Annotated in this window: 20 protein-coding genes; 16 read left to right on the plus strand and 4 right to left on the minus strand. The window is 66.9% G+C overall.

The annotated features are described in order from the left end of the window. The first annotated feature begins 52 nt into the window (after positions 1-52). The 9 genes from HEQ16_14490 to HEQ16_14530 all read left to right on the plus strand — a co-directional run bounded on the left by HEQ16_14490 (position 53) and on the right by HEQ16_14530 (position 12,258). Positions 53-1,195: an ISAs1 family transposase gene (locus HEQ16_14490; GenBank protein MCO4055225.1), complete on the plus strand. Its 1,143-nt coding sequence runs from the start codon at positions 53-55 to the stop codon at positions 1,193-1,195. A 311-nt stretch (positions 1,196-1,506) separates the two neighbouring features. Continuing rightward, positions 1,507-3,084 (plus strand): ABC transporter substrate-binding protein, encoded by a 1,578-nt coding sequence (locus HEQ16_14495; protein ID MCO4055226.1) that lies wholly within the window; start codon positions 1,507-1,509, stop codon positions 3,082-3,084. Positions 3,085-3,240: 156 nt separating this feature from the next. Next, entirely contained in the window at positions 3,241-4,218 is a 978-nt protein-coding gene (locus HEQ16_14500; GenBank protein MCO4055227.1) for an ABC transporter permease, read from the plus strand. Between the two features lie 10 nt (positions 4,219-4,228). Further along, entirely contained in the window at positions 4,229-5,158 is a 930-nt protein-coding gene (locus tag HEQ16_14505) for an ABC transporter permease (GenBank protein MCO4055228.1), read from the plus strand. Next, on the plus strand, positions 5,158-6,144 hold the full coding sequence (locus tag HEQ16_14510; GenBank protein ID MCO4055229.1) for an ABC transporter ATP-binding protein: 987 nt from the start codon (positions 5,158-5,160) through the stop codon (positions 6,142-6,144). Before HEQ16_14505 ends, HEQ16_14510 begins: the two co-directional genes overlap by 1 nt. Beyond that, positions 6,144-7,151, plus strand: a complete 1,008-nt coding sequence (locus HEQ16_14515) for an ATP-binding cassette domain-containing protein (protein MCO4055230.1) — start codon at positions 6,144-6,146, stop codon at positions 7,149-7,151. Before HEQ16_14510 ends, HEQ16_14515 begins: the two co-directional genes overlap by 1 nt. A 188-nt stretch (positions 7,152-7,339) precedes the next feature. Beyond that, positions 7,340-8,737, plus strand: a complete 1,398-nt coding sequence (locus HEQ16_14520) for a flagellar hook-basal body complex protein (GenBank protein ID MCO4055231.1) — start codon at positions 7,340-7,342, stop codon at positions 8,735-8,737. Between the two features lie 37 nt (positions 8,738-8,774). Beyond that, on the plus strand, positions 8,775-10,700 hold the full coding sequence (gene flgK, locus HEQ16_14525) for a flagellar hook-associated protein FlgK (GenBank protein ID MCO4055232.1): 1,926 nt from the start codon (positions 8,775-8,777) through the stop codon (positions 10,698-10,700). Between the two features lie 16 nt (positions 10,701-10,716). Further along, complete coding sequence (locus HEQ16_14530) at positions 10,717-12,258, plus strand: hypothetical protein (GenBank protein MCO4055233.1); 1,542 nt, start codon at positions 10,717-10,719, stop codon at positions 12,256-12,258. 4 nt (positions 12,259-12,262) lie between these two features. On the opposite strand, the gene HEQ16_14535 is transcribed toward HEQ16_14530, so the two are convergent. From HEQ16_14535 to HEQ16_14545, 3 genes are read right to left on the minus strand one after another with little or no spacing between them, the layout of a single operon-like run. Next, the gene (locus HEQ16_14535; protein ID MCO4055234.1) at positions 12,263-13,273 is read right to left on the minus strand and encodes a TIGR01620 family protein; all 1,011 of its coding nucleotides are present in this window, start codon (positions 13,271-13,273) and stop codon (positions 12,263-12,265) included. Then, positions 13,273-14,721 carry a YcjX family protein gene (locus HEQ16_14540; GenBank protein MCO4055235.1) on the minus strand — a complete coding sequence of 483 codons (1,449 nt, stop codon included), beginning with the start codon at positions 14,719-14,721 and terminating at the stop codon, positions 13,273-13,275. Before HEQ16_14540 ends, HEQ16_14535 begins: the two co-directional genes overlap by 1 nt. Positions 14,722-14,731: 10 nt before the next feature. Further along, positions 14,732-15,259: a histidine phosphatase family protein gene (locus tag HEQ16_14545; protein MCO4055236.1), complete on the minus strand. Its 528-nt coding sequence runs from the start codon at positions 15,257-15,259 to the stop codon at positions 14,732-14,734. A 150-nt stretch (positions 15,260-15,409) separates the two neighbouring features. Between HEQ16_14545 and HEQ16_14550 the strand changes: the two genes are divergently transcribed. The 3 genes from HEQ16_14550 (at position 15,410) to HEQ16_14560 (ending at position 17,373) form a co-directional block, all read left to right on the plus strand. Further along, positions 15,410-16,090: a TetR/AcrR family transcriptional regulator gene (locus tag HEQ16_14550; GenBank protein ID MCO4055237.1), complete on the plus strand. Its 681-nt coding sequence runs from the start codon at positions 15,410-15,412 to the stop codon at positions 16,088-16,090. A gap of 85 nt (positions 16,091-16,175) precedes the next feature. After that, on the plus strand, positions 16,176-16,790 hold the full coding sequence (locus tag HEQ16_14555) for a DUF2852 domain-containing protein (GenBank protein MCO4055238.1): 615 nt from the start codon (positions 16,176-16,178) through the stop codon (positions 16,788-16,790). A gap of 337 nt (positions 16,791-17,127) precedes the next feature. Further along, the gene (locus HEQ16_14560) at positions 17,128-17,373 is read left to right on the plus strand and encodes a DUF3297 family protein (protein MCO4055239.1); all 246 of its coding nucleotides are present in this window, start codon (positions 17,128-17,130) and stop codon (positions 17,371-17,373) included. Positions 17,374-17,386: 13 nt separating this feature from the next. On the opposite strand, the gene HEQ16_14565 is transcribed toward HEQ16_14560, so the two are convergent. Further along, positions 17,387-18,232, minus strand: a complete 846-nt coding sequence (locus HEQ16_14565) for a MoxR family ATPase (protein MCO4055240.1) — start codon at positions 18,230-18,232, stop codon at positions 17,387-17,389. A 164-nt stretch (positions 18,233-18,396) separates the two neighbouring features. On the opposite strand from HEQ16_14565, the gene HEQ16_14570 reads away from it, so the two are divergent. The 4 genes from HEQ16_14570 (at position 18,397) to HEQ16_14585 (ending at position 23,454) form a co-directional block, all read left to right on the plus strand. Beyond that, positions 18,397-19,713 (plus strand): cystathionine gamma-synthase family protein, encoded by a 1,317-nt coding sequence (locus HEQ16_14570; GenBank protein ID MCO4055241.1) that lies wholly within the window; start codon positions 18,397-18,399, stop codon positions 19,711-19,713. Between the two features lie 71 nt (positions 19,714-19,784). Next, positions 19,785-21,605, plus strand: a complete 1,821-nt coding sequence (locus HEQ16_14575; GenBank protein ID MCO4055242.1) for a potassium transporter TrkA — start codon at positions 19,785-19,787, stop codon at positions 21,603-21,605. After that, positions 21,602-22,240 carry a LysE family translocator gene (locus tag HEQ16_14580; GenBank protein MCO4055243.1) on the plus strand — a complete coding sequence of 213 codons (639 nt, stop codon included), beginning with the start codon at positions 21,602-21,604 and terminating at the stop codon, positions 22,238-22,240. The genes HEQ16_14575 and HEQ16_14580 overlap by 4 nt, the downstream gene beginning before the upstream one ends. Before the next feature lie 38 nt (positions 22,241-22,278). Further along, entirely contained in the window at positions 22,279-23,454 is a 1,176-nt protein-coding gene (locus tag HEQ16_14585) for a VWA domain-containing protein (GenBank protein MCO4055244.1), read from the plus strand. Positions 23,455-23,806: the final 352 nt, after the last annotated feature.

Here is a 23,806-nt window from a genome sequence, read left to right on the forward strand (position 1 = left end):
AGCTTTGGAGTATGGCTTCTGATTCAACGGGCTCGGATCAGGAGCCCGAACGATGGATCAGATTTTCGTCAAGGACCGGTTGCGCCTTCTGCTGGATCACTTCGGACGCGTCGGGGACCCGCGCGAGAGCTGCAAGGTCAAGTATCCGCTTGCGGAAGTGCTTTTTCTGGTGACCTGCGCGTCTGTCGCGGGTTGCGACGACTATGACGAGATCGCCGATTGGGGCGATGCGCATCTGCCTTTCCTGCGCGAGCATGCCGAGTATTTCTTCGGCACTCCCAAGGAGGATTGGCTGCGGGTGGTGCTGAACCGGATCGATCCGGCGCTGTTTGCGGCCTGCTTCACGGCCTGGGCGACGCAGCTGCGACCGGACGCGGCGGACCTGATCGCGCTGGACGGCAAGACAGCGCGCCGCAGCGGCGAGGCTGGCCGCAGTCTGCCCCCCATCCATCTGGTCAGCGCCTGGGCCTCGACCCAGCGCCTCGTGCTGGCGCAGGAGGCCGTGGACGCCAAGGACAACGAATGCGCCGCCATGCTGGCAATCCTGGAGCGGCTGACGCTCAAGGGCGCGCTCGTCACCATCGACGCCATCGCCACCAACCCGTCCATGGCCAAGGCGATCACGGACAAGGAAGGCGACTATCTTCTGGCCCTCAAGCGCAACCAGCCGACCCTGCACGACGAGGTCGCGGCCTATTTCGACGATCCGGCCACGACAGGGCTCGCCACCAGCATCAGCGTCGACAAGGATCATGGACGCATCGAGACCCGTACCACCACGGTCAGCCATGAGATCGGCTGGCTGGAAGGCGGGCGACGCCATCCCGGCGAGCATCGCTTCCACCGTCTCAGAAGCATCGTGCGAGCCACCACACAAGTCGAACGGCAGGGCAAGACCTCCCGGGAGACGCGGTTCTTCATCTCCTCCGCCCTTCTCACACCCGAACGCGCTGCAACCGCCATTCGCAGCCATTGGGGCATCGAAAGCCTCCACTGGGTGCTCGATGTCGTCTTCAAGGAGGATCAATCACGCCTCAGGCGCGGTCATGGAGCGCAGAACATGGCCCTCGTGCGAAGGCTCGCCTTCAACCTCGTCCGCGCAGGAAAGGGAAACCGCTCCATCAAAACAGCCCGAAAAGCCGCTGGATGGAACACAAACACCCTCGCCCAGATCATCCATGCCTCACCGCGTTAACCTGGACTCGTTGCCCTGATTGGATTGCTCGGACATTCGGTACAATCACCTGCGCCGAATACTGATGGCCGCCGGACGGCACGGTTTGATCCGACGCGAACATACAATCATGCATTATCATTATATGATTTCAGATGACAAATGCAGGTCGGACATATCTACTCTTGTCAGGGCGCGAATGACCCTTCCAGGGCTCCGGCGCGGGGGCAAGGCTCTTGCCAAGCCACGGCCGGGCGGGGGATAGGTGGGCATAAGCAGCGACAGGCTTCGACAAAGGGCCGCCGCGTGCCTTGCAAAGGGAGAACCGGACCATGAAACCAATCAGGCACCTGGCGCTGGCGACTGTTGCCGCGCTGTCGTTCATCGGAGCCGCCGCTGCGCAGGAATTGCGCGTCGGCATGGCCGCCGAGCCAAGCTCCATCGATCCGCATTATCATAACCTCAGCCCCAACAACATGCTGTCTCGGCATGTGTTCGTGCCGCTGGTGAGCCAGGACTCCAAGCAGGCGCTCGAGCCCGGCCTCGCCGAAAGCTGGAAGGCGGTGGACGACACCACCTGGGAATTCAAGCTGCGCCGCAACGTCAAGTTCTTCGACGGCTCCGACTTCACCGCCGACGATGTGCTCGCCACCTTCAAGCGCGTGCCCAACGTGCCACGCTCGCCATCGAGCTTTGCCTCCTTCATCGCCGGGTTGACCGTCGAGAAGGTCGACAGCCACACCATCCGCATCAAGACGGCGGCTCCTGCGCCGCTGGTGCCCACCAACCTCTCGACCTTCGGCATTGTCTCGAAGGCTTGCGCGGAAACCCTCAGCACCGAGGATTTCAACGCCATCAAGTGCCAGGGCGGCACTGGCCCATTCAAATACACCGAATTCAAGCCCGGCGACCGCATCGTCATGGAGCGCAACAACGCGTTCGTTGGCGCCAGGCCGGACTGGGAGAAGGTCACCTTCCGCTTCCTGACCGCCGCCCCGACCCGCGTTGCAGCCCTTCTCGCCGGCGATGTCGACGTGATCGAAGGCGTTCCGCCATCCGACATGGCGCGGCTGAAGAGCAACGCCAACCTCGAGGTGGTGCAGGAGCTGTCCAACCGCGTGATCTACTTCCACATGGATCACTTCCGCGAGACCAGCCCCTTCATCACCGCCAAGGACGGCTCGCCGATCAAGAACCCGCTGCGCGACCTGCGCGTGCGCCAGGCGCTGTCCATGGCGATCAACCGCCCAGCCATCGTCGAGCGCATCATGGAAGGCCAGGCCGTGCCGGCCGAGCAGGTGCTGCCCTCCAGCTTCTTCGGCACATCGAAGACGCTCAAGCCCACCGCCTTCGATCTGGCAGGCGCGCGCAAGCTTCTGGCTGACGCCGGCTTTCCGAACGGCTTCAAGATGAAGATGCACGGCCCCAATGGCCGCTACACCAACGACACCAAGATCATCGAGGCGGTGGCCCAGATGTTCACCCGCCTTGGCATCGATACCGAGCTGGAGACGATCCCGCCCGCCAACTTCTTCACGCGCGCGTCCCAGGGCGCCAATGGCGAACCGGAATTCTCCTTCATCCTCGTCGGCTGGGGCGCCGGCACGGGGGAAACCTCGGGCTCGCTGCTCGCGCTGCTCGGCACCTTCGACCGCGCCAAGGGCTCGGGCGGGGCCAACCGTGGCCGCTATTCCAACAAGGCGTTCGACGAGAAGCTGGCCGAAGCCCTGCGCACCGTCGACGACACCAGGCGCGCGGCCCTGCTGGCGGAAGCCTCCGAGATCGCCATGAACGATGTCGGCATCATCACCACCCATTACCAGACCAACGTCTGGGCCTCCCGCAAGGGCTTCGCGGTGACCCCGCGCGCCGACGAGTACACCCTGGCGACGGGCGTTCGCCGCAGGTGAGCCTTCTGGCGGCCGGCTCCTTGGCGTCTCGGGGCGCCACAGGGTCCAGCCGCCTCTCCGCCGGTTCGCTTCCGGCCGGCCATGCAGGCGGCATTGCGGCGAAGCCCGGCGCCGGCCCGAACACGACAAGCGCCCAGCCGGGCTTGAGGATCAAGAATGCTCGCCTTCATCCTGCGACGTCTCGGCCAGGCTGCGCTCGTCATCGGCGTGATGATCGTGATCGTCTTCTTTGGCGTGAACGTCATCGGCGATCCGGTCTGGATGCTGATCTCGCCTGAAATGGACCAGAACGCGGTCGAGGCCACCAAGGTCGCGCTTGGCCTCGACAAGCCCATCTGGGAGCAGTTCCTCATCTTCGTCGGCAATGCGCTGCAGGGCGACCTCGGCCGCTCCTTCGTCCATGGCGAGCCGGCCATCAGGCTCATCCTCAGCCGCATGCCGGCCACAATGGAGCTGGCGCTGGTGGCGCTGCTGATGGCGATCGTGATCGGCATGCCGCTCGGCATCTATGCCGGGCTGAAGCCGGAGAGCCGGCTCGCCAAGGGCATCATGGCCGTCTCGATCCTCGGCTTCTCGCTGCCCACCTTCTGGGTGGGGCTGATGCTCATCATGTTCTTCTCGATCATGCTGGGCTGGCTGCCGGCCACCGGCCGGGGCGACACCACGCGCATCCTCGGCATCGAGACATCGCTGCTGAGCTGGAATGGCTGGACCTTCGTGGCCCTGCCGGCCCTCAACCTCGCCTTGCTCAAGATCAGCCTCGTCATCCGCCTGGCACGCGCCGGCACGCGCGAGGCCGCGCTGATGGACTATGTGAAGTTCGCCCGCGCCAAGGGCCTGTCCCAGCGGCGCATCGTGGGCGTCCACATCCTCAAGAACATCATGATCCCGATCGTGACCGTGCTTGGGCTGGAGTTCGGCAGCCTCGTGGCCTTCTCGGTGGTCACCGAAACCATCTTCGCATGGCCCGGCATGGGCAAGCTCCTGCTGGAAGCCATCCAGCGGCTCGATCGGCCGGTGATCGTGGCCTATGTGATGGTGGTGGTGGTCCTTTTCGTCGCCATCAACCTCATCGTCGACGTGCTCTATTCCATTCTCGATCCGCGCGTGCGGCTCACCGAAGCCCGGGCGTGAGGAACAGGCCATGACCGACAGCGCCCTCAAGGACACGCTTCCCGGCGCGGTGGCGGCCCCGCCCAGGGAAGAAACGCCACTTGCACGTTTCTCAAGGGCCTTCTTCGAGGACAAGGTGGCTGTCGCCGGCCTTCTGGTCTTCTCGCTCATCGTGGCGCTGGCGCTGCTTGCGCCCTTCATCACGCCGCAGAACCCTTATGACCTGCGCAGCGTGGACATCATGGATTCGCGCCTGCCGCCCGGCGGGGTCACCGGCGAAGGCTTCACCGCATGGCTGGGGACTGATGGCGTCGGCCGCGATCTCTACTCCGGCATCCTTTACGGCCTGCGCATCTCGCTGATGGTCGGCGCGCTGTCGGGCATCCTCGCCGCCTCGATCGGGATGGCGGTCGGGCTGATCGCCGCCTATGCCGGCGGGCGCGTCGAGACGATCCTGATGCGCATCGTCGACCTGCAATTGTCGCTGCCCGCCGTGCTGATCGCGCTTATCCTGGTCGCGGCGCTCGGCAAGGGCGTCGACAAGATCATCTTCGCGCTGGTCGTGGTGCAATGGGCCTATTATGCGCGCACCGTCCGCGGCAATGCGCTGGTCGAGCGCCGCAAGGAATATGTCGAGGCCGCGCAATCGCTCGGCCTGTCCAATGCGCGCGTGGTCTTCCGTCACATCATGCCCAACTGCCTCGCACCGGTGATCGTCATCGTCACGGTGCAGACCGCGCACGCCATCGCGCTGGAGGCGACGCTCTCTTTCCTCGGCGTCGGCCTGCCGCAGACCGAGCCCTCGCTCGGCGTGCTCATCGCCAACGGCTTCCAGTACATGCTCTCGGGCAGCTACTGGATCAGCGTCTTTCCTGGCCTTGCGCTGCTCTTCACCATCGTCTCCATCAACCTGATGGGCGATCGCATCCGCGACGTTCTGAATCCGAGGCTGGAGAAATGATGACCGCGCCCGTCATCGAGGTCACCGATCTCAAGACCCATTTCATCACCCGCGCCGGCACCGTGAAGTCGGTCGACGGCATCTCGTTTCATGTGAACAAGGGCGAAGTGCTCGGCCTTGTCGGCGAGTCAGGCTCCGGCAAGTCCGTCACCGGCTTCTCCATCATGGGGCTGATCGACCCTCCCGGCATGATCGTCGGCGGCTCGATCAGGCTCCATGGCCAGGAACTGGTCGGTCTCGATGACGAGGCCATGCGCAAGATCCGGGGCCGCGACGTGGCCATGATCTTCCAGGACCCGATGATGACGCTCAACCCGGTCCTGCGCATCGACACGCAGATGATGGAGGCCATAACAGCCCACGAGAAGGTCTCGGAAAAGGCGGCGCGCGCCCGCGCGCGCGATGCGCTGGCCCGCGTCGGCATCCCCTCGCCGGATGAGCGCCTCAGCGCCTATCCGCACCAGTTCTCCGGCGGCATGCGCCAGCGCGTCGCCATCGCCATCGCGCTTCTCAACTCGCCATCGCTGATCGTCTGCGACGAGCCCACGACGGCGCTCGATGTCACCATCCAGAGCCAGATCCTCGCCGAAATGCAGCAGCTTTGCGCCGAGACGGGCACCGCGCTCATCTGGATCACCCATGACCTCACCGTCATCGCAGGCCTCGCCCAGCGCGTGGCCGTGATGTATGCCGGACGCATCGTGGAGACAGGCCCGGTCGACGCTTTGCTCGACGCGCCAATCCATCCCTACACGCAGGGTCTTCTGGGCTCGCTGCCATCCGCCGGCACGCCCGGCCAGCCGCTGGTCCAGATTCCGGGCGCGACGCCCTCGCTCGCGCGGTTGCCGCAGGGCTGCGCGTTCGCTCCGCGCTGCCGCTACGCCAGCGAAATCTGCCGCGCGGCGGCTCCCGAGAGCCTGCACCATGGCGCGGCCCGCGAAGCCCGCTGCCACCACCCCCTCGATGCGCCGAAGGCAGCCGCGTGATGCAAGCCCCGATCATCGAATTGCGCGACGTCTCCAAGCGCTTCGTCAAGCCGCTCGACGCCGCCGCGCGCCTCGCCAACCTCATGGGCGCGAGCAATCGCGAGCAGGTCGTGCATGCGGTGGACGGCGTGGACCTCGCCGTGCGCGAGGGGGAGGTCGTCGGCCTTGTCGGCGAGTCAGGCTGCGGCAAGTCCACGCTGGGCCGCGTCGTCGCCGGCATCCATGCCCCAAGCTCCGGCGAACTGGTCTGGGAGGGTCGTCCCGTCTCCGCCCTCGACGGCGCCGGGAAGAAGGCCGCCACCCTTGCGGTCCAGATGATCTTCCAGGACCCGATGTCCTCGCTCAACCCGCGCCTGCGGGTCACCGACATCGTGGGCGAGGCGCCGGTGTTCCACGGGCTCGTCACCCGCGCGGAGCAGGAGGGCTATGTCGAGGCCATGCTTGAGCGGGTGGGCCTCGATCCCACCTATCGCCGCCGCTACCCCCACCAGTTCTCGGGCGGCCAGCGTGCGCGCATCGGCATCGCCCGGGCGCTGGCGGTCAACCCGCGCTTCCTTGTCTGCGACGAAAGCGTGGCCGCGCTCGACGTGTCCATCCAGGCGCAGGTGCTCAACCTTTTCATGAAGCTGAGGCAGGATCTCAAGCTCACCTATCTGTTCATCAGCCATGACCTCAGCGTGGTGCGCCACCTCTCCGACAAGGTTGTCATCATGTATCTGGGCCGTGTCGTGGAGGCCGCGAGCGCGGCGGACCTGTTCAGGGGGCCGAACCACCCCTACGCCCAGGCTCTCCTCGCCAATGTCCCGACGCTGGCCAGCCGGCACAAGCGTTTCGCCCCCCTCAAGGGCGAGATCCCCTCGCCGCTCAATCCGCCGGCGGGCTGCCACTTCCATCCCCGCTGTCCCATGGCGGGGGCGCGCTGCTCGGCCGAGCGCCCCGCCCTGCGCGAGATCGCGCCCGGCCATGTCAGCGCCTGCCACCTGAACGATGGCGGCGTGGGCGTCTGAGGTTCGCCCTCCCGGCAAAATCTGCCGCCCTGCGCCAGGCCCCCTGCCCGTCCTTGCCGGCGCAACGATCCCTTAACCATCCAAGCTATTGACATTGCTGGATCTTGCCCGTGGCACAATTGCTGCTGGGCAAGGTTGAGCTGATGTGTGCTGCGCCGTTGCGCGGCGGTTTTGGAAGGAACGGGTCAATGGGTGTTTTTGGTGCAATGTCGACCGCGATATCTGGCCTGAGGTCTCAGTCCTATGCGCTGGAGAACATCTCGGGCAACATCGCCAACTCCCGCACTGCGGGCTTCAAGCGGATCGACACCAGCTTCGGCGATCTCATCCCCGACGCGCCCGCGAGCCGCCAGCTGGCCGGCTCGGTGCTGGCCCGCTCCGCTACCACCAACTCAGTCCAGGGCGACATCACCGCGAGCGCGATTGCCACCAACGTCGCGATCAACGGGGACGGCTTCTTCATCGTCGCCAAGAAGCAGAACGAGCTGAATGGCCTGCCGAACTTCTCGCAGACCAATTTCTACAGCCGGCGCGGCGATTTCGACTTCGACCGCAACGGCTATCTGGTCAACGGCGCGGGCTACTTCCTCAAGGGCCTCAACATCGACCCCATCACCGGCAACCCAAAGGCCACCGAGGCTGACGTGATCCGCATCCCCACCGACTCGCTGCCCCCGCGCGGCACTACCGAGATCGAGTATCGGGCCACGCTGCCGGCGACGCCACGAACCGCGGCCTGGGTGGCGGCCAATGGCGCCGTGGGCTCAGAACTGCTCGGAGCGTCGACGCAGTTCCCCGCCAGCCCGGCAGCGCTGAACACCATCGCAGCCTCCGACAGCTCCACCTTCGAGGCGCGGTCCATCCAGGGCGGCACGATCACGGGCTACGACACGCTTGGCCGTCCCGTCCCGGTGCGGCTGGCCTGGGCCAAAACCACCTCCGGCATGGGGACCGACGCCTGGAGCCTTTACGTCCAGAGCGACCCCGCAGCCACCGGCGCCGCCCCCGCCTGGACGCGCGCCGGCGCATCTGGCGCCTTCACCTTCGACAGCAATGGCAAACTGACCTCCGCCGCCACAACGACGCTGCCGACCGTCACGACCAACGGCCTCACGCTCTCGGGCGTCAGCCTGACCACCGGCATTGGCGGCACAGGCATGAAGCAGGTCAATTCCACACAGAATGTCGGCCAGCTCGAAGCGAACGCCATCCGGCAGAATGGCTACGCCGCCGGCGCGCTCCAGCGCACCACCATCAACGAAAGCGGCGCGGTGATCGGCACCTATTCAAACGGACAGGTCGCGACCCTCGCCCAGTTGCTCACCGCGCAGTTCTCCGCGCCGAACGCGCTCAAGCGCCTCGATGGCGGCACCTTCGAGGAGACGGTCGAAGCGGGCCTGCCCCTCGTCGGCTCGGCCGCCTCGGGCGGATCGCAGCTGGTGGGCGGCGCCACCGAGCAGTCCAACGCCGACATCGCGGACGAGTTCTCGAAGATGATCGTGACGCAGCAGGCCTACTCGGCCAACACCCGCGTCATCACCACTTCGCAGCAGATGCTGTCGGACATCCTGAACATCATCCGCTGAAGAAGACGCCGCCTGAGGCGGGCCAGGAGCTGAGATCATGAGCCTGAACGGGGTGATGCTGAATGCGGTGTCGGGGATGCGGGTCACGCAAGCCGGCCTCGACGTCGTTTCGCAAAACATCTCGAATGCAGACTCGATCGGCTATGTCCGGCGCCGCCTGACCGTCTCCGAGCAGGCGCTCGGCGACACCTCCGGCTTTGCCCGCGCCGATGGCGTGCAGCGCATGCTTGACAGGGTCGTCCAGCGGCAGCTCTGGAACGAAACCTCCGGCGCGGGCTACACGGCGGCGCGCAGCAATGCGCTCGGCGCGCTCGATCAGGTCTATGGCCCGCCCACCTCAACCTCCACTCTCGGTGCCGTGTTCGGCCGCTTCACCCAGTCGCTCCAGAAGCTTCAGGGCGATCCGTCGAGCAATGCGCTGCGCAGCGGCGTCATTACGGCCGCCGAGGAGATGGCGAACCGACTGCGCAGCCTCTCGGGCGGCATCCAGAGCCTGCGGCGTGAGGCCGAGGAAGGCATCGCAGCCGGGGTGACCCGCGTCAACGAGGTGATCAGGCAGATCCAGTCGGTCGACAGCCGCATTCGCGAAAGTGCCGGCGTCAATTCCTCCGCCCCGCTGCGCGATGAGCGCGACCGGCTCGTCACCGAGCTGTCGCGCTACATCGATATACGCACAAGCGAGAACGAGTCGGGCAGTCTGAGCATTTTCACGACCTACGGCATCACGCTCTTCGCAGGCTCCAACGCCACCGTGCTGACCTTCGACGCCGCCGCCAGCGTGGGCCCCGACCAGTTCTGGAGCCCCAACGACGCCGAGCGCGGAGTCGGCACCATCCGGGCGCAGATGGGCTTTGGCGGCTCCACGGACCTGATAGCCACCAACAGCATACGCTCGGGCGAACTTGCGGCCTTCATCGAGTTGCGCGACCGCACGCTGGTCCAGGCGCAGAACCAGATCGACGAGCTGGCCGCCGCCATGGCCAGCGCCCTTTCGGACCGCGAGATTGCAGGCACACCGGTCACGGCGGGCGCCGCGGCCGGCTTCGAGGTGGATATCGCCGGCCTCGCCGCCGGCAACCAGATCACCATGGACTACACCGACAGCGTCACCGGCGCGAAGGGCCGCTTCACCTTCGTCCGCGCCGACAGCGCTGCTGCCGTGGCCCGCATTGCGGCCTCCGGGCTCAACTCTGGCGACAACCGCGTCATCGGCATCGATTTCACCGGCTTTCCCACTTCGATGGCCGCCGTCACCGCCAGCATCCAGGCTGCGCTCGATGGTGGGCCGCTGGGCGTCGGCTTCACCGCCAGCAATACCGGCGGCACGATCCTGCGCATTGTTGATGACGGCTCGGGCAACACGCGCAATGTCGACGCGCTGACCGCCCGACCGACCGTAGTCGGCACGACCAGCGCGCAGCCCGCCCCGCCCGCGCCCCGCATCGCCGAACTGCCTTTCTTCGTGGACAAGGGCGCGCCGGGCAATCTCTACACCGGCTCGTTCGAGGGGCGCTCGCAGTTGCGCGGCCTCTCCGGCCGCATCGAAATCAACCCCGAACTGGTGGCCAACAAGGCGCTGCTGGTCCAGTACTCATCGAACAGCACGACGCCGCAGGGCGAATCCACGCGCGTCGACCTGATGCTGGGCCGCCTGACCAGTTCCGTCCGGACCTTCTCGCCGCAGACGGGGATTGGCGGCACGGCCTCCTCCTTGCGCTCGACGATCGTCAACTTCGCCCAGCGCATTGTCGAGGCGCAGGGCAACACCATCGAGAGCGGCCGTCGCCTCAATGACGGCCAGCAGATCGCGCTCAACGCCATCCAGTCCCGCTTCGCGGAACAGTCTGGCGTCAGCGTCGATCAGGAAATGTCCGATCTGGTTGAACTGCAGAACGCCTACGCCGCCAATGCACGCGTCATCTCCGCCGTGAAGGAGTTGATGGACGTGCTGCTGCGGATCTGATCGAGGAGCTGTGCACATGGCGGTCGACCCCTTCATTCCCGGTTCCTACACGGCGCGCCGCAACGGCAACATGTTCGTGCAGATGCGCACGCAGATGGAGGACCTCCAGCGCCAGCTCGCCACCGGCAAGCGCGCCGACAGCTTCAGCGATCTGGGCGTCGAGCGGCGCATCAGCCTCGACGCCCGCACCCGAATCTCGGCGCTGGAAGGCTGGACCCAATCCATCGATCAGGGCGACCTGCGCATCCGCTTCATGATGCAGAGCATAGAGGGCTTCGCCAAGACCACGCTCGACGGCAAGAGCGATGCGCGTCCGGGCGCTTTTGTCGTCGGCAACGGCGGCCAGGTCGCTGGCCAGATCCTGGCTCGCGACCGGCTTTCCCGGTCGATCGACATGCTCAACGCCGAGGTCAATGGCCGTTACCTCTTTTCGGGTCGCACCCATGACGTGAAGCCTGTGGAGAGCTTCGAGACGATCATGAACGGCAACGGCGCGGGCCTCGACGGCATTCGCACCATGATCTCGGAGCGCCAGCAGGCCGATGCCGGGGTTGGCAATCTCGGCAGGCTGGCAAGCACCGTCGCCGGTGCCAGCGTGAACCTGGCCCGTGAGACCGGGAATCCGCCCTATGGCTACACCATCCGCGGCGCGACCAGCGGCACAGCCGCCATCGCGGCGACCTTCACTGCCGGAACGCCCGCGACGGCGAGCTTCAACGTGGCCGCCAACCCGGCCGCCGGCGACAAGATCACGCTCGCCCTGAACCTGCCCGACGGCAGCGTCGAGACGATCGAGCTTGAGGCGCGAACGTCCAATGGCCCGGCCGATACGGGCTTCACGATCGGGGCCACGCCCGCCGCCACCGCGGCCAATCTCGGCGCCTCCATCGAGGCCGCGCTGAAGAAGAAATCCGCCACCGCCCTCAACGCCGCCTCGGCGACGGTCGCGGCCCGCGCCTTCTTTGCGGGCACGGCCGCCAATCCGCCAGTGCGCGTGCCAGGGCCGGGCTTCGCCACCGCCACCGCGCCCCCGGCCACGCCCGTGCCGAACACCACAGTGATCTGGTACAAGGGCGATGCGGAGCCGGCGATCCAGGCGCGCAACACAGCGCCGCTCCAGGTGGATTCAGGTCAGGTGGTCGCCACCGGGGCTCGCGCCAACGAGGAAGCCTTCCGCGAAGGGCTGGCGGCTTTCGCCGTCTATGCTTCGGCCGATTTCACCGAGAACACCAACCCGGCCAGCCCGCTCTACAACCCCGTGCCGCGCGATCGCTACGAGGCCATCGCCGAGCGGGTGCGCACGACGCTCACCTTCGCCAGCGCGCAAAAGCCCCAGGATATCGGAATGGAGATCGCCGCAGCGCAGGTCTCGATGAAGGCGGCCAAGGAGCGCCATACCTTCGCGGCGAACTTCTTCCGGAGCGCCCGGGCCGATGTCGAGGATGCGCGGCAGGAGGAGGTGGCCTCGGCAATCCTGTCCATGCAGACCCGGCTACAGGCCAGCTATCAGACGACCTCGATCCTCTCGCGACTGAGCCTCGTCAACTATCTTGGCTGATGTTTCAGCCTTGCGCAGGCGTCTCCCTGGATGACAGCAGCCCGGAGGCCACGTCGGCCAGCGTGGGCGGCTGAGCCTCGACAAAGGGCAGCGGCCGGCACACTGAAAGCGCCGCAAGCCCGAACCGCGCCGTCATCAGCCCGTTCAGCACGCCCTCGCCCAGCCGGGCCGAGAGGCGCGCGGCGAGCCCCTGCCCGACAAGCTGCTGGATGACGGCATCGCCTGCGGCGAGCCCCCCCGTCACCAGCAGGTGAGACACGCTGGCCCGCGCGATGCGCAGCAGCCCGAGCGTGCCGGGACGGCCGCCATAGATCGAGGTCACGGCGCGCAGCAGACGCCCGCCGGCGAAGACCACGAAGATGATGTCGACCAACGCCCGTGGGCTGACGGCCGTGACCACCGAGACCTGGCGCGCAGCCCGCGCGATCTCGTCCGCCGCCATCCGGTCCAGCGGCTCGAGCAGTTCACGCTCGGCGAGCGCGATGATGTCGCGCGCATCGCTCATGCCCGGCAGGGCGGCTGCGAAGCGCGCCCGGGCCTGTGCAGTCTGCGGCCGGTGCGCCTGCAGCGCAGCCAGCGCCTCGGCCACTGCCCTTGCCCCCTGCGCCGAACGTGCCGTGATCGCTGCGGCGGCATCCACCCTGAGACGCTCGATCCGTCGCTCGCGAAGCAGGTCCCTGAGGAAGCGGGCGGCAAGGACGAGGCCCGCAATGGCGGCGACAACCGCCAGCCCCAGCGCAACAAGCCCTAGCACGTCGGACTGGCGGATCGCAGCGATCACCGCGTCCTGCACCCACAGACAGAGCGAGATCAGCGCAAGCCCGGACAGCGCCGAGCCCAGAGCCCAGAGCCAGCCCGTCTTGCGCGGGAGATCTGGCGCTGATGCGGACCCAAGCTGCGGCTCGACCTCCGCCACGATGTCGACCTCGCTGTCACGGGCGCGCATGCCGCCTGCCGGGCCGGCGTCGCCAGGCTCCAGGCGGAAGGCGCGCGGCGCTTTGGGATCGGCGCTCATCAGGTCAGCCTGTCACCGATCAGAAAATCCAGAGCCCTGTCGAGGCGCATATGCGGCAGCGGCGGCAACCGCCCCCCTGCATCGGGCAACAGCAGCGGCGGTCGAAATCGCGGCGCGCGGACGCGCCAGCGCGGCCCGTCGCGATCGAACAGGGCGGCCGGATTGGCGGGCAATTCGCCAGGGAACACAGCCGCTTCCGTGGTTCCGTCGAACCGGTCCTCACCCACGGCCTCGCCAGCCTCCGGCGTGCCGGCGATGGCGGCCAGGCTTGCGCCGCGATCCTCGATGCGGACCTCGCGCGTGGCCCGCACCGCCGCGAACGCCATGGCCCGCACGTCAGCGCCCGAGCCTTCGGCCCTGCTGCGGGCGCGCCCCACGATCATTTCCATGATCCTTTCCAGCCGCTCATGCTCCGCATGATGAACATGGTCAGCCTTTGTGGCCGCGAAAAGGATGCGGTCGATGCGCGGGCTGAACAGGCTGCTGAAAAGGCTGTTGCGGCCCACCGACAGCGCGGACAGCGCGTCGCCCAGCGCGGTCTCGAGATCGGCCAGGGCGGGCGGGCCTGAATCCAGCGCCGCCAGCACGTCGACGAGCACGATCTGACGGTCGAGCCGCGCGAAGTGGTCACGGAAGAATGGCCGCGCCACGAGCGCCTTGTAGGCCTCGAAGCGCAGTTCCATCAGCCCGCCGAGCGAGCCAGCGGCGCACTCGCTCCCCACCTCGAGCGGGGCGAAGGTCAAGGCGGGCGAGCCTTCGAGATCGCCGGGCATCAGGAAACGGCCAGGCGGCGTGACGGCCACCATCTCGGGATGCGCACGCAGGGCGGAGAGATAGGTCTTGAAGGCTTCGCTCGTGGCGAGGGCCTGGCTTTCATCCGCCTTCGCCGCGGGGTCGAGCGACTGGGTGAGCGCGAGCCAGGCCTGCGCGAAGGGCAGGCGGTGGGCCTTGCGCGCATCGCTCAGGGTGCGCCGCGACCACTCCGCATAGCTCATCCCGAGCAGCCCCAGATCAAGCAGCCACTCCCCGGGATAATCCACGATGTCGAGCGTCAGCGTCCGCTCGCCCGTGCGCCAGCCGCCCGGGCGCTCATAGCCGATCTCGAGCCTGAGTTCGCTGATCCGCCGCGTCGATTGCGGCCAGCTGCGCTCCGGCCCGGTCAGCGAGGCCAGATGCGCCTCATAGGCGAAGCGCGGCACGCCCTGGTCGGGCTGCGGCGCAAGCCTGGCGCGTGCGATGCGCCCCTCCGCCGAGGCGCGCAGCAGCGGCAGCCGCGTGCCCTCGATGAGGTGATGCACCAGCGCGGTGGTGAAGACGGTCTTACCCGAGCGCGACAGGCCCGTGACGCCGAGCCTCAGCGTCGGCTGCGCCACGCCCATCAGCGCCTCGGAAAAGGCTGTGGCGGCCTGGGCGATGCCATCAAGCCAGCCTGTGGCGGCGGCGCTCATCGCGGACCCGTCACTCGTCCGGCCCCTCGCCGAGCGAAGCCGGGGTGACGAAGCGGTCGAGCCGCGCCGAGCCTTCGGCGATGTGATCCCAGCTCTCGACATCGAAATCGAGCAGGCACAGCCCTGCGGTAGGATACTTCGCCTGCATGCGCTGGGCCGCGAAACGGTCGCCATAGCCGATCATCGCGCCGGCCAGTTCCTCGCAGCCGGGATTGTGCCCCACAAGGAGCAGCGTCCTCACATGCGGCGGCGTCTCGCGGATGACGCTCGCCAGCATCTCGTAGGGCGCTTCATAGATGCGCCGCTCCAGCACATGCGGCACGTCCTCGCCCAGTTCCGCAGCCACCAGGCCCCATGTCTCCACGGTGCGGCGCGCGGAGGACACGATGGCGAGGTCAGGCATCAGCCCCTCGGCCTTGAGGTAGCGGCCCATCAGGGGGGCGGCTAGCTTGCCGCGCGGGGCGAGCGGCCGCTCGAAATCACTGAAACCGGACGGCCAGTCCGACTTCGCATGGCGCAGGATCATCAGACGGCGCATAGGCGGGGGTGGCGATCGGTTCGAGGTCGGGCAGGGTCCGCACCTACATAGCCATTGAGCGCGCCGCTTGCCAATGGCGCAAGGCAGGCCCACGCTCTGCCCCGGACCTGATCCCTTGCCAGCAGGCGATGCTTCCGCCACATGGACACGATGTCAACGCCATTAACATCCGATCTCTCGGCGCGTAAAGGCTACCACCACGGCAACCTGCGCGATGCGCTGGTCGAAGCCGCGCGACAGTTGCTCACCGAGCACGGCGCTCACGGCTTCACGCTCGTGGATGCGGCGCGGCGCGCCGGGGTCAGCGCAGCCGCGCCCTATCGTCACTTCCGCGACAAGGAGGCCCTGCTGGCGGAGGTCGCGCTGGGCGGTTTCAAGGATTTTGCCGAACGCCAGAAGGGCGCGCTGGCTGGCCATTCGGACCCCATAGCCGCCTTCCGCGCCATGGGGCTCGCCTATCTTGCGTTCGCTCGAGAGGAGCCTGGGGCCTATGCCGCCATGTTCATGGGCGCGGGCCAGCCGCATTCCGGGGATGTCCGCGAATCCGGCTTCGAGGCGCTGGTCAAGGCCCTGCGCCCGCTGGTCGGCGATCCACCGCCGCACGGGCTCGATCCGATGAAGCTCGCCTGCCAAGTCTGGGCCCTTTCGCACGGCGTGGCGATGCTCGCCGCCAGCGGGCAACTGCAACATGGGTTCGGCGTCAATCCGCAGGACCTGCTGACCGAGGGCGTCGAGCGGCTGGTCGCCGGCGCGCTGGCGCGCACGGGCGCAAGATCCGGCCAAGCTTCGCAGCAGGCCGGCTCGCCGGCCGGCGCAGCCCCGCTGGATTAAATTTCGGACATCCGGACCCACGATCTTGAAATCGCCGCGTCGCTCCTTTATGTGAATGTAAGTCACATTAACATAGGAGTGTGCGATGGGATCGTGTGGGCAAGGCTGGAGCCGCGAGCAGCGGCAGCAGTGGAAGAGCGAGCGCCGGGCGATGAAGGATGAATGGCGCGCGCGCTTCAATGCGGGCCGGGCCGGAATGACGGGCAACGGCTTCCTGAACGATGTGCTGTCCTGGCGGCCGGCCTATGGCTGGACCGGCTTCAACATCGCGGCGATGATCGTGGGCTTCATCATTGTCTTTCCCCTCGGCCTTGCGTTCCTGGTCTGGAACATCTGGTCCGCCCGTCAGATCCGCCATTCCTGTGCGGCGATGACCGGCGGCATGGGCGCGGGCATGGCCGGCGGATGGCAGGGCGGCCAGTGGTCCCGCACCAGCCGCGACCTCTCCCGCGACAGCGGCAACGCCGTGTTCGAGGACTACAAGCGCGCCACGCTGGACCGTCTTGAAGAGGAGCGCCGCAAACTGGTGGCGGAACAGGAAGCGTTCGGCGCTTTCCTGGATGACCTCAGGCGCGCCAAGGACCGCACCGAGTTCGAGCAATTCATGCAGGAGCGCGAATCGCGCCGCGAAGGCGCCGAACAGCGCCAGGGCGACAAGCCCGGAGGCGCGGCAGGCGGCTCCGAAAGCAAGCCCGGCTGACCAGGTCCATCAGCCGCCAAGCCATCGATTCGCCGCGCAAGCCACCCTGCTGCGCGGCGTTTCAGCTTGTGCGCCGGCCGCGGATCAGCCTGTAAAGCACGACCAGCAGGGCAGCATTGCCCAACATGATCAGCCAGGTCATCGGATCGTGCGGCAGCATCGGTGGCGGCGTCCTGAGTCGTGTGATGGCTCGAACCATCCCTAGCGCAGATTTTGGCCGGACAGCGCCGGAGCGCAACACCTCCTTTTGACCAAGGCGCTGACTGCAATGGCCCTTGGATTTTTTCAGCCATTACGACTATGTGGCGCCAACAGCATCCATGTTGAGAGCCGCACGATGACCGAGACGCCCCCCCATGCCCTGCCCGACCGTCTTTCGGTCAACCCGCGCAGCCCGCATTACGATGGCGAGGCGCTGCAGCGCGAGGTGGGCATCCGCTTCAACGGCAAGGAGCGCTTCGATGTCGAGGAATACTGCATCTCCGAAGGGTGGGTGCGGGTTGCAGCCGGCAAATCCAAGGACCGTTTCGGCATGCCGCTGACCATCAAGCTGAGTGGCGAGGTCGAGGCCTGGTACAAGTAAGGCGGCGCAAGGCTCATCGCCCCTCGCGCCGGACCATGAAGGCCAGCTTCTCGAACAGGCTGACATCCTGCTCGTTCTTGAGAAGCGCCCCGTGCAGCGGCGGGATGAGCTTCCTCGGATCGCGCTCGCGCAGGGTCTCCGGCCCGATATCCTCTGCCACCAGCAGCTTCAACCAGTCCAGCAACTCCGAGGTGGACGGCTTCTTCTTGAGGCCGGGCACCTCGCGGATCTCGAAAAACAGCTTCAGCGCCTCCTCGACCAGCCGCTTCTTGATGCCCGCAAAGTGCACGTCGATTATGGCCTGCATCGTCTCGGCATCCGGAAACCGGATGTAGTGGAAGAAGCAGCGCCGCAGGAAGGCGTCGGGCAGTTCCTTCTCGTTGTTCGACGTCACGATCACCACGGGCCGCCGCGCCGCCTTGATGGTCTCTTCGGTTTCGTAGACATGGAACTCCATGCGGTCGAGTTCGAGCAGGAGATCGTTCGGGAACTCGATGTCCGCCTTGTCGATCTCGTCGATCAGCAGCACGGGCCGCTCCGGCGCCGTGAACGCCTCCCAAAGCTTGCCGCGCTTGATGTAGTTGGCGATGTCGGAGACGCGCGCGTCGCCGAGCTGGCTGTCGCGCAGGCGGCTCACGGCATCGTATTCGTACAGTCCCTGCTGGGCCTTCGTCGTGGACTTCACATGCCAGGTGATGAGCGGGGTGCCCAGCGCGGCCGCCACCTCCTCGGCCAGCACGGTCTTGCCCGTGCCGGGCTCGCCCTTCACCAGCAGGGGCCGCTCGAGCGTGATCGCGGCATTGACCGCAACCCTGAGATCGTCCGTGGCGACATAGTTCTTCGTGCCGGTGAAGCGCATGGGCTCTCTTTCGCAAGGATGGCGAGTTCTACGATTGCGCGCGGCAGGCGACAAGGCGGGCGGGCGCGCCAAGGACGCGCCACGCGCGGCATTGCGAGGCGCGCATCGTTGCGGCAAGGCGTGGCCGAATCCGCTATGCTGCACGCCATCGCAAAGGATGACCCATGTCGAAAGCCCGTTATTCCAAGGACAGGATCGGCAACCATCGCCTCCACCCCGAGACGATGATGCTGGGTTATGGCTACGACCCGCTGCTGTCGGAAGGCGCGGTCAAGCCGCCCGTTTTCCTCACCTCCACCTTCGTCTTCAAGTCGGCGGAGGATGGCGAGGAGTTCTTCCATGTTGTGGCCGGCCGCAAGGCCCCGCCCAAGGGCGAGGCGGCAGGGCTTGTCTATTCGCGCTTCAACCATCCCAATTCCGAGATCGTCGAGGACAGGCTCGCCATCTACGAGCAGGCGGAAGCCGCGCTGCTCTTCGCCTCCGGCATGGCGGCCATCGCCACGACCATCCTCGCCTATGCGCGGCCCGGCGACGTGATCCTGCACTCGCAGCCGCTCTACGGCGGCACCGAGACGCTGGTGACGAAGACGCTCGCCAATTTCGGCATGGCGGGCATCGGTTTTGCCGACGGGCTCTCCGGCAGGGCGGTGCGCGCCGCTGCGCGCGAGGCCCTGTCGCTGGCGAGGAAGCGCAAGGGCCGGCTTTCGGTCATCATGATCGAGACGCCGTCCAACCCGCTCAACACGCTGGTGGACGTCGCCCTGATGCGCGCCGTCTCCGAGGAGATTGCGGCGAAGCAGGACGGCATGCGTCCGGTGATCATCTGCGATAACACCCTGCTCGGGCCGGTCTTCCAGACCCCGCTGAAGCAAGGCGCCGATGTCTCGGTCTATTCCCTGACCAAGTACGTCGGCGGCCATTCCGACCTGATCGCCGGCGCGGCGCTCGGCTCGGCGGATATGATCCGGCCGGTGAAGGCGCTCCGCTCCGCCATCGGCACCCAGCTCGATCCGCATTCGTGCTGGATGCTCGGCCGCTCGCTGGAGACGCTCGGACTGCGCATGAACCGCGCAGCGGAGAACGCCCGGATGATGGCCGATTTCCTGCGGGCTCACCCGGCGATCGACAAGGTGCATGATCTCACCGCCCTGCCCCGCGGCTCGAAGGCGGCGCGCGTGCACAAGGCGCAGGCCACCGGCCCGGGCTCCACCTTTTCCTTCGACGTGAAGGGCGGCAAGGCAGCCGCCTTCCAGGTGCTCAACACCCTCACCGTGTTCAAGCTGGCGGTCAGCCTGGGCGGCACCGAGTCGCTGATGTGCCACCCTGCCACCACGACCCATTCGGGCGTGCCCAAGGATGTGCGCGACCGCATCGGCGTCAGCGACAGCACCATCCGCGTCTCCATCGGCATCGAGCATATCGACGATCTGCTCGCGGACATGACGCAGGCGCTGGCGGGCCTGTCCTCAGGCGAAGGTTGAGAGCCTTTGCTCTGACCCGGCGCCTGCGCTGATTCGCTGGCGCTCCGCATCGAATCGATTACGGTTCCGCCATGGCCGCCGCAGTCGATCCCGCCACCTACAAGGAAGTCCTGCTCGTTCTGGGCACGGCGGCCATCATCGTGCCGGCCTTCCACCGGCTGAAGATCAGCCCGATCTTCGGCTTCATGCTGATGGGGGTCATCCTCGGCCCTGACGGCTTGGGACGGCTGGCCGCGGCCTGGCCCTGGATGGGTTACGTCACCATCACGGAGCGGGAACAATTCGAGCATGTCGCCGAACTTGGCGTGGTGTTCCTGCTCTTCATGATCGGGCTCGAGCTTTCATTCGAGCGATTGCGCACCATGCGCCGCCTCGTGCTGGGCATGGGCCTCACCCAGATGGTCCTCAGCACGCTGGCCATTGGCGTCGTCATTCTCCAGTTCGGCCGCACGCCGGCTGAAGCCCTCATCGTTGGCGCGGCGCTTGCCCTGTCCTCGACCGCGCTCGTCATCCAGATCCTGGCGGAACAGAAGCGCCTTGGCAGCACGGTGGGGCGCTCCTCCTTCGCCGTGCTGCTGCTTCAGGACATCGCCGTGGTGCCGCTCCTGGTGCTGATCAGCCTTCTGGGCGCCTCGGCCAGCGGTGGGCTCGCCAGCGTGCTGGGCCTTGCCGGGCTGAAGGCCGTGGTTTCCGTCGCCGGCATCGTGCTGGCGGGCCGCTATCTTCTGCGCCCCGTCTTCCGCCGCGTCGCCGCCACGCGCAGCCCCGAGCTGTTCATGGCCGCCTGCCTGCTCGTCATCTTCGGCACCAGCCTCGTCACTGCGGTCAGCGGCCTGTCCATGGCTCTGGGCGCCTTCCTTGCTGGCCTGATCCTCGCCGAGACCGAGTATCGCCGCGAGATCGAGGTCACCATCGAGCCCTTCAAGGGCCTGCTGCTCGGCGTCTTCTTCTTTTCCGTCGGCATGACGCTGAACGTGGAGAAGATCCTCGCGCAGCCCGTTGCGCTCCTTGGAGCGCTCATCGCCCTTTTGCTGATCAAGGCCGCCGTGATTTACCCCACCGTGCGCGCCTTCCGCATCGCGCGCCCTGCGGCTGTGGAGAGCGCGGCCCTGCTCTCCCCGGGCGGCGAGTTTGCCTTCGTGGCGCTGGGCATCGCCATGGGGCTGAATGTCATCGGCGCCGACATTGGCGGCTTCGCCATCACCATTGCCTCTCTCTCGCTCGTCATCCTGCCGCTGGTAGGCATGGCAGGGCGCGCGGTGGCGAAGGCCATCGCCCCGCCCCGGATCCTGCCCGACGAGGCTCTCGTCGAACCCGGAACCGACAACAACGCCAAGGTCATCATCGTCGGCTTCGGCCGCGTCGGCCGCCTGGTCGCCGCCATGCTCGAGGAGAACAAGGTCTCCTACATCGCAGTCGACACCGATGCAGCCTCGGTCACGCAGGCGCGCCGGGGCGGCCGGCCGGTCTATTATGGCGACGCGGCCCGCCCGGACTTCCTGCGGCGCTGCGGTCTCGACCGCGCCTTGGCCGTGGTGGTGACGATGGACAACCGCGCCGCGGTTGAGACCGTCGCCGCGACGGTGCGCCGCACCAGAGGCGATGTCGTGGTGGTGGCCCGCGCCAAGGACCGCGACCATGCGCGCGAGCTCTACGCGCGAGGCGTCACCGAGGCCGTGCCCGAAGCTTTCGAGGCCAGCCTGCACTTGGCCGAGGCCACGTTGATCAGCGCAGGCGTGCCGCTGGGCCTCGCCATCGCCTCAGTCCATGAGCGCAGGGACCAGTTCCGCGCGGAGTTCCAGACCATCGACCGCGGCGACGCGCGGCCGGGCCCCACCCGCCTGCGCCAGAGCGCCACCGCAGCGAACAAGGCGAGCGGCCGCGAGGCATGAACTTGCTCGACATCGCGCTGGCGGTGCTGCCGTCCTTCATCCTCGCCGCCACGCTGATCGAGCTGACGCCGGGGCCCAACATGGCCTACCTCGCGCAGGTCGCCCTCGATCGCGGGCGGCTCGCGGGCCTTGCCGTCGTGGCGGGCGTGGCGCTGGGGCTCGCTATCGTCGGCGCCATGGCCGCGCTGGGGCTCGGCTCCGTCATCGAGGCCAATGAATGGGTCTATCAGGGCCTGCGCTGGGCAGGTGCCGGCTATCTGCTCTGGCTGGCCTGGGATGCCTGGCGATCCATCGACGAAAGCGAGCGTGGCCTCAACTCCGTCTCGGACGGGACGCGCGCCCTCTTTCAGCGCGGACTCATCGCCAATCTGCTCAACCCCAAGGCGGCCGTGTTCTATGTCGCCATGCTGCCGCAGTTCCTGAAGCCCGATCTGGGCTCGCTCGGCTGGCAGCTCGCTCTGCTGACGGCAGCCTATGTCCTGGTCGCCACCATCATCCACACGCTCGTGGTGCTGCTGGCGGATGGAGCACGCCGCAACCTGATCGACGAGGCGCGCATGCTGGCGGTGCGGCGCGTTCTGGCCCTCTCGCTCGTCTGCGTGGCCATCTGGTTCCTCGCCGGCACCGCGCGCTGAGGCGTGACAAGGGCTGCCCGCGCCCGTAATCTTGGCGGATGTTCCTGAACCTGTTCACCGAGCTGCGCGCCGCCAAGGTGCCGGTCACGCTGCGTGAATACCTCGCGCTGCTGGAGGGCGTCGAGGCTGGCGTCGCCGATTGGCGCGTCGAGGATTTCTACTATCTCGCCCGCACCTGCCTTGTGAAGGACGAGCGACACCTTGACCGATTCGACCAGGTTTTCGCTCATGTCTTCAAGGGCCTGGAGCGGTTGTCAGATTCAATTCCCGAGGGCGCTGTTCCCGAGGAATGGCTCCGCAAGCTGGCCGAGAAGATGCTCACCGAGGAGGAGAAGGCGCAGATCGAGGCGCTGGGTTGGGACAAGCTCTTCGAGACCCTGAAAAAGCGCCTTGATGAGCAGAAGGGCCGCCACCAGGGCGGCTCGAAGTGGATCGGCACCGCCGGCACCTCGCCCTATGGCGCCTATGGCTACAATCCCGAGGGCATCCGCATCGGCCAGGACGGCAACCGCAACTTCCGCGCGGTGAAGGTCTGGGACCGGCGCGAGTTCAAGGATTTCGACGACACGCGCGAGCTTGGCGTGCGCAACATGCGGCTGGCCCTGCGCAAGTTGCGCAAGTTCGCGCGCACCGGCGCGGCGGAGGAGCTCGATCTCGACGACACCATCAGGTCAACCGCCGAGCACGGCTACCTCGACGTGAAGCTGCGGCCAGAGCGGCGCAATGCCGTGAAGGTGCTGCTCTTCCTCGATGTTGGCGGCTCGATGGACTGGCACATCGAGCAGGCGGAGGAGCTGTTCTCGGCCGCGCGGGCCGAGTTCAAGCATTTCGAGCATTTCTACTTCCACAACTGCCCCTATGAGCGCGTCTGGCGCGAGAACCGGCGGCGGCATGATCAGGTCATCTCCACCTGGGACATCCTGCGGACCTACCCTGCGGATTACCGCGCCGTCTTCGTCGGGGACGCCTCGATGAGCCCTTACGAGATCGTCCAGCCCGGCGGCTCGGTGGAGCACTGGAATGACGAGGCGGGCCAGGTCTGGCTCAAGCGCCTTGTCGAGCGCTTCCCGAAATCGGCCTGGCTCAACCCCGTCCCACAGAACCACTGGTCCTACACACACTCCATCGGCCTCATCGGCAGGATGATGGGCGGCCGGATGTTCCCGCTCAATCTCGACGGGCTGGAACGCGCCATCAGGGCGCTCTCGCGCTAGGCACGCGCACCAGCCATCGGCCAACCCGGAGCGCCAGCCCGATCAGCACTGGCTGGAAGGCAAGTTGCGGCCCTTGAAACCGCCGGCTTGCGGGAAGCAGGGCCGTCTCGATTCCCTCAGCCACGCTGACGTTGTCCCCAGGTCTTGTCCGGTTCGGCGTTCGCTCTGAGTGCTGGATTTTGGGTTTGCGTTGGCGGGAGCTTCGGGATCTGGCGCGGAGCCTTTGGCGGAGCGCAACGCCAGATCACGGCGCAGGTGGAAGGCGCTGGCGTGTCACGAACGGCCAAACCAGCGCCAGGGGGGCGCACCAAGGTCAACGTGCTCTGGATGCATCCGCTTCAGGATCGGCTGC

The organism is Bosea sp. (in: a-proteobacteria), assembly GCA_023910605.1.
In the GTDB taxonomy this organism is placed as follows: Bacteria; Pseudomonadota; Alphaproteobacteria; order Rhizobiales; family Beijerinckiaceae; genus Allobosea.

What these genes read in the sequence shown, in the direction of transcription:
- HEQ16_14490 (MCO4055225.1), top strand. Translation starts at nt 53, where the DNA reads ATGGATCAGATTTTCGTCAAGGACCGGTTGCGCCTTCTGCTGGATCAC.
- HEQ16_14495 (MCO4055226.1), top strand. Translation starts at nt 1,507, where the DNA reads ATGAAACCAATCAGGCACCTGGCGCTGGCGACTGTTGCCGCGCTGTCG.
- HEQ16_14500 (MCO4055227.1), top strand. Translation starts at nt 3,241, where the DNA reads ATGCTCGCCTTCATCCTGCGACGTCTCGGCCAGGCTGCGCTCGTCATC.
- HEQ16_14505 (MCO4055228.1), top strand. Translation starts at nt 4,229, where the DNA reads ATGACCGACAGCGCCCTCAAGGACACGCTTCCCGGCGCGGTGGCGGCC.
- HEQ16_14510 (MCO4055229.1), top strand. Translation starts at nt 5,158, where the DNA reads ATGACCGCGCCCGTCATCGAGGTCACCGATCTCAAGACCCATTTCATC.
- HEQ16_14515 (MCO4055230.1), top strand. Translation starts at nt 6,144, where the DNA reads ATGCAAGCCCCGATCATCGAATTGCGCGACGTCTCCAAGCGCTTCGTC.
- HEQ16_14520 (MCO4055231.1), top strand. Translation starts at nt 7,340, where the DNA reads ATGGGTGTTTTTGGTGCAATGTCGACCGCGATATCTGGCCTGAGGTCT.
- flgK (MCO4055232.1), top strand. Translation starts at nt 8,775, where the DNA reads ATGAGCCTGAACGGGGTGATGCTGAATGCGGTGTCGGGGATGCGGGTC.
- HEQ16_14530 (MCO4055233.1), top strand. Translation starts at nt 10,717, where the DNA reads ATGGCGGTCGACCCCTTCATTCCCGGTTCCTACACGGCGCGCCGCAAC.
- HEQ16_14535 (MCO4055234.1), bottom strand. Translation starts at nt 13,273, where the DNA reads ATGAGCGCCGATCCCAAAGCGCCGCGCGCCTTCCGCCTGGAGCCTGGC.
- HEQ16_14540 (MCO4055235.1), bottom strand. Translation starts at nt 14,721, where the DNA reads ATGAGCGCCGCCGCCACAGGCTGGCTTGATGGCATCGCCCAGGCCGCC.
- HEQ16_14545 (MCO4055236.1), bottom strand. Translation starts at nt 15,259, where the DNA reads ATGCGCCGTCTGATGATCCTGCGCCATGCGAAGTCGGACTGGCCGTCC.
- HEQ16_14550 (MCO4055237.1), top strand. Translation starts at nt 15,410, where the DNA reads ATGTCAACGCCATTAACATCCGATCTCTCGGCGCGTAAAGGCTACCAC.
- HEQ16_14555 (MCO4055238.1), top strand. Translation starts at nt 16,176, where the DNA reads ATGGGATCGTGTGGGCAAGGCTGGAGCCGCGAGCAGCGGCAGCAGTGG.
- HEQ16_14560 (MCO4055239.1), top strand. Translation starts at nt 17,128, where the DNA reads ATGACCGAGACGCCCCCCCATGCCCTGCCCGACCGTCTTTCGGTCAAC.
- HEQ16_14565 (MCO4055240.1), bottom strand. Translation starts at nt 18,232, where the DNA reads ATGCGCTTCACCGGCACGAAGAACTATGTCGCCACGGACGATCTCAGG.
- HEQ16_14570 (MCO4055241.1), top strand. Translation starts at nt 18,397, where the DNA reads ATGTCGAAAGCCCGTTATTCCAAGGACAGGATCGGCAACCATCGCCTC.
- HEQ16_14575 (MCO4055242.1), top strand. Translation starts at nt 19,785, where the DNA reads ATGGCCGCCGCAGTCGATCCCGCCACCTACAAGGAAGTCCTGCTCGTT.
- HEQ16_14580 (MCO4055243.1), top strand. Translation starts at nt 21,602, where the DNA reads ATGAACTTGCTCGACATCGCGCTGGCGGTGCTGCCGTCCTTCATCCTC.
- HEQ16_14585 (MCO4055244.1), top strand. Translation starts at nt 22,279, where the DNA reads ATGTTCCTGAACCTGTTCACCGAGCTGCGCGCCGCCAAGGTGCCGGTC.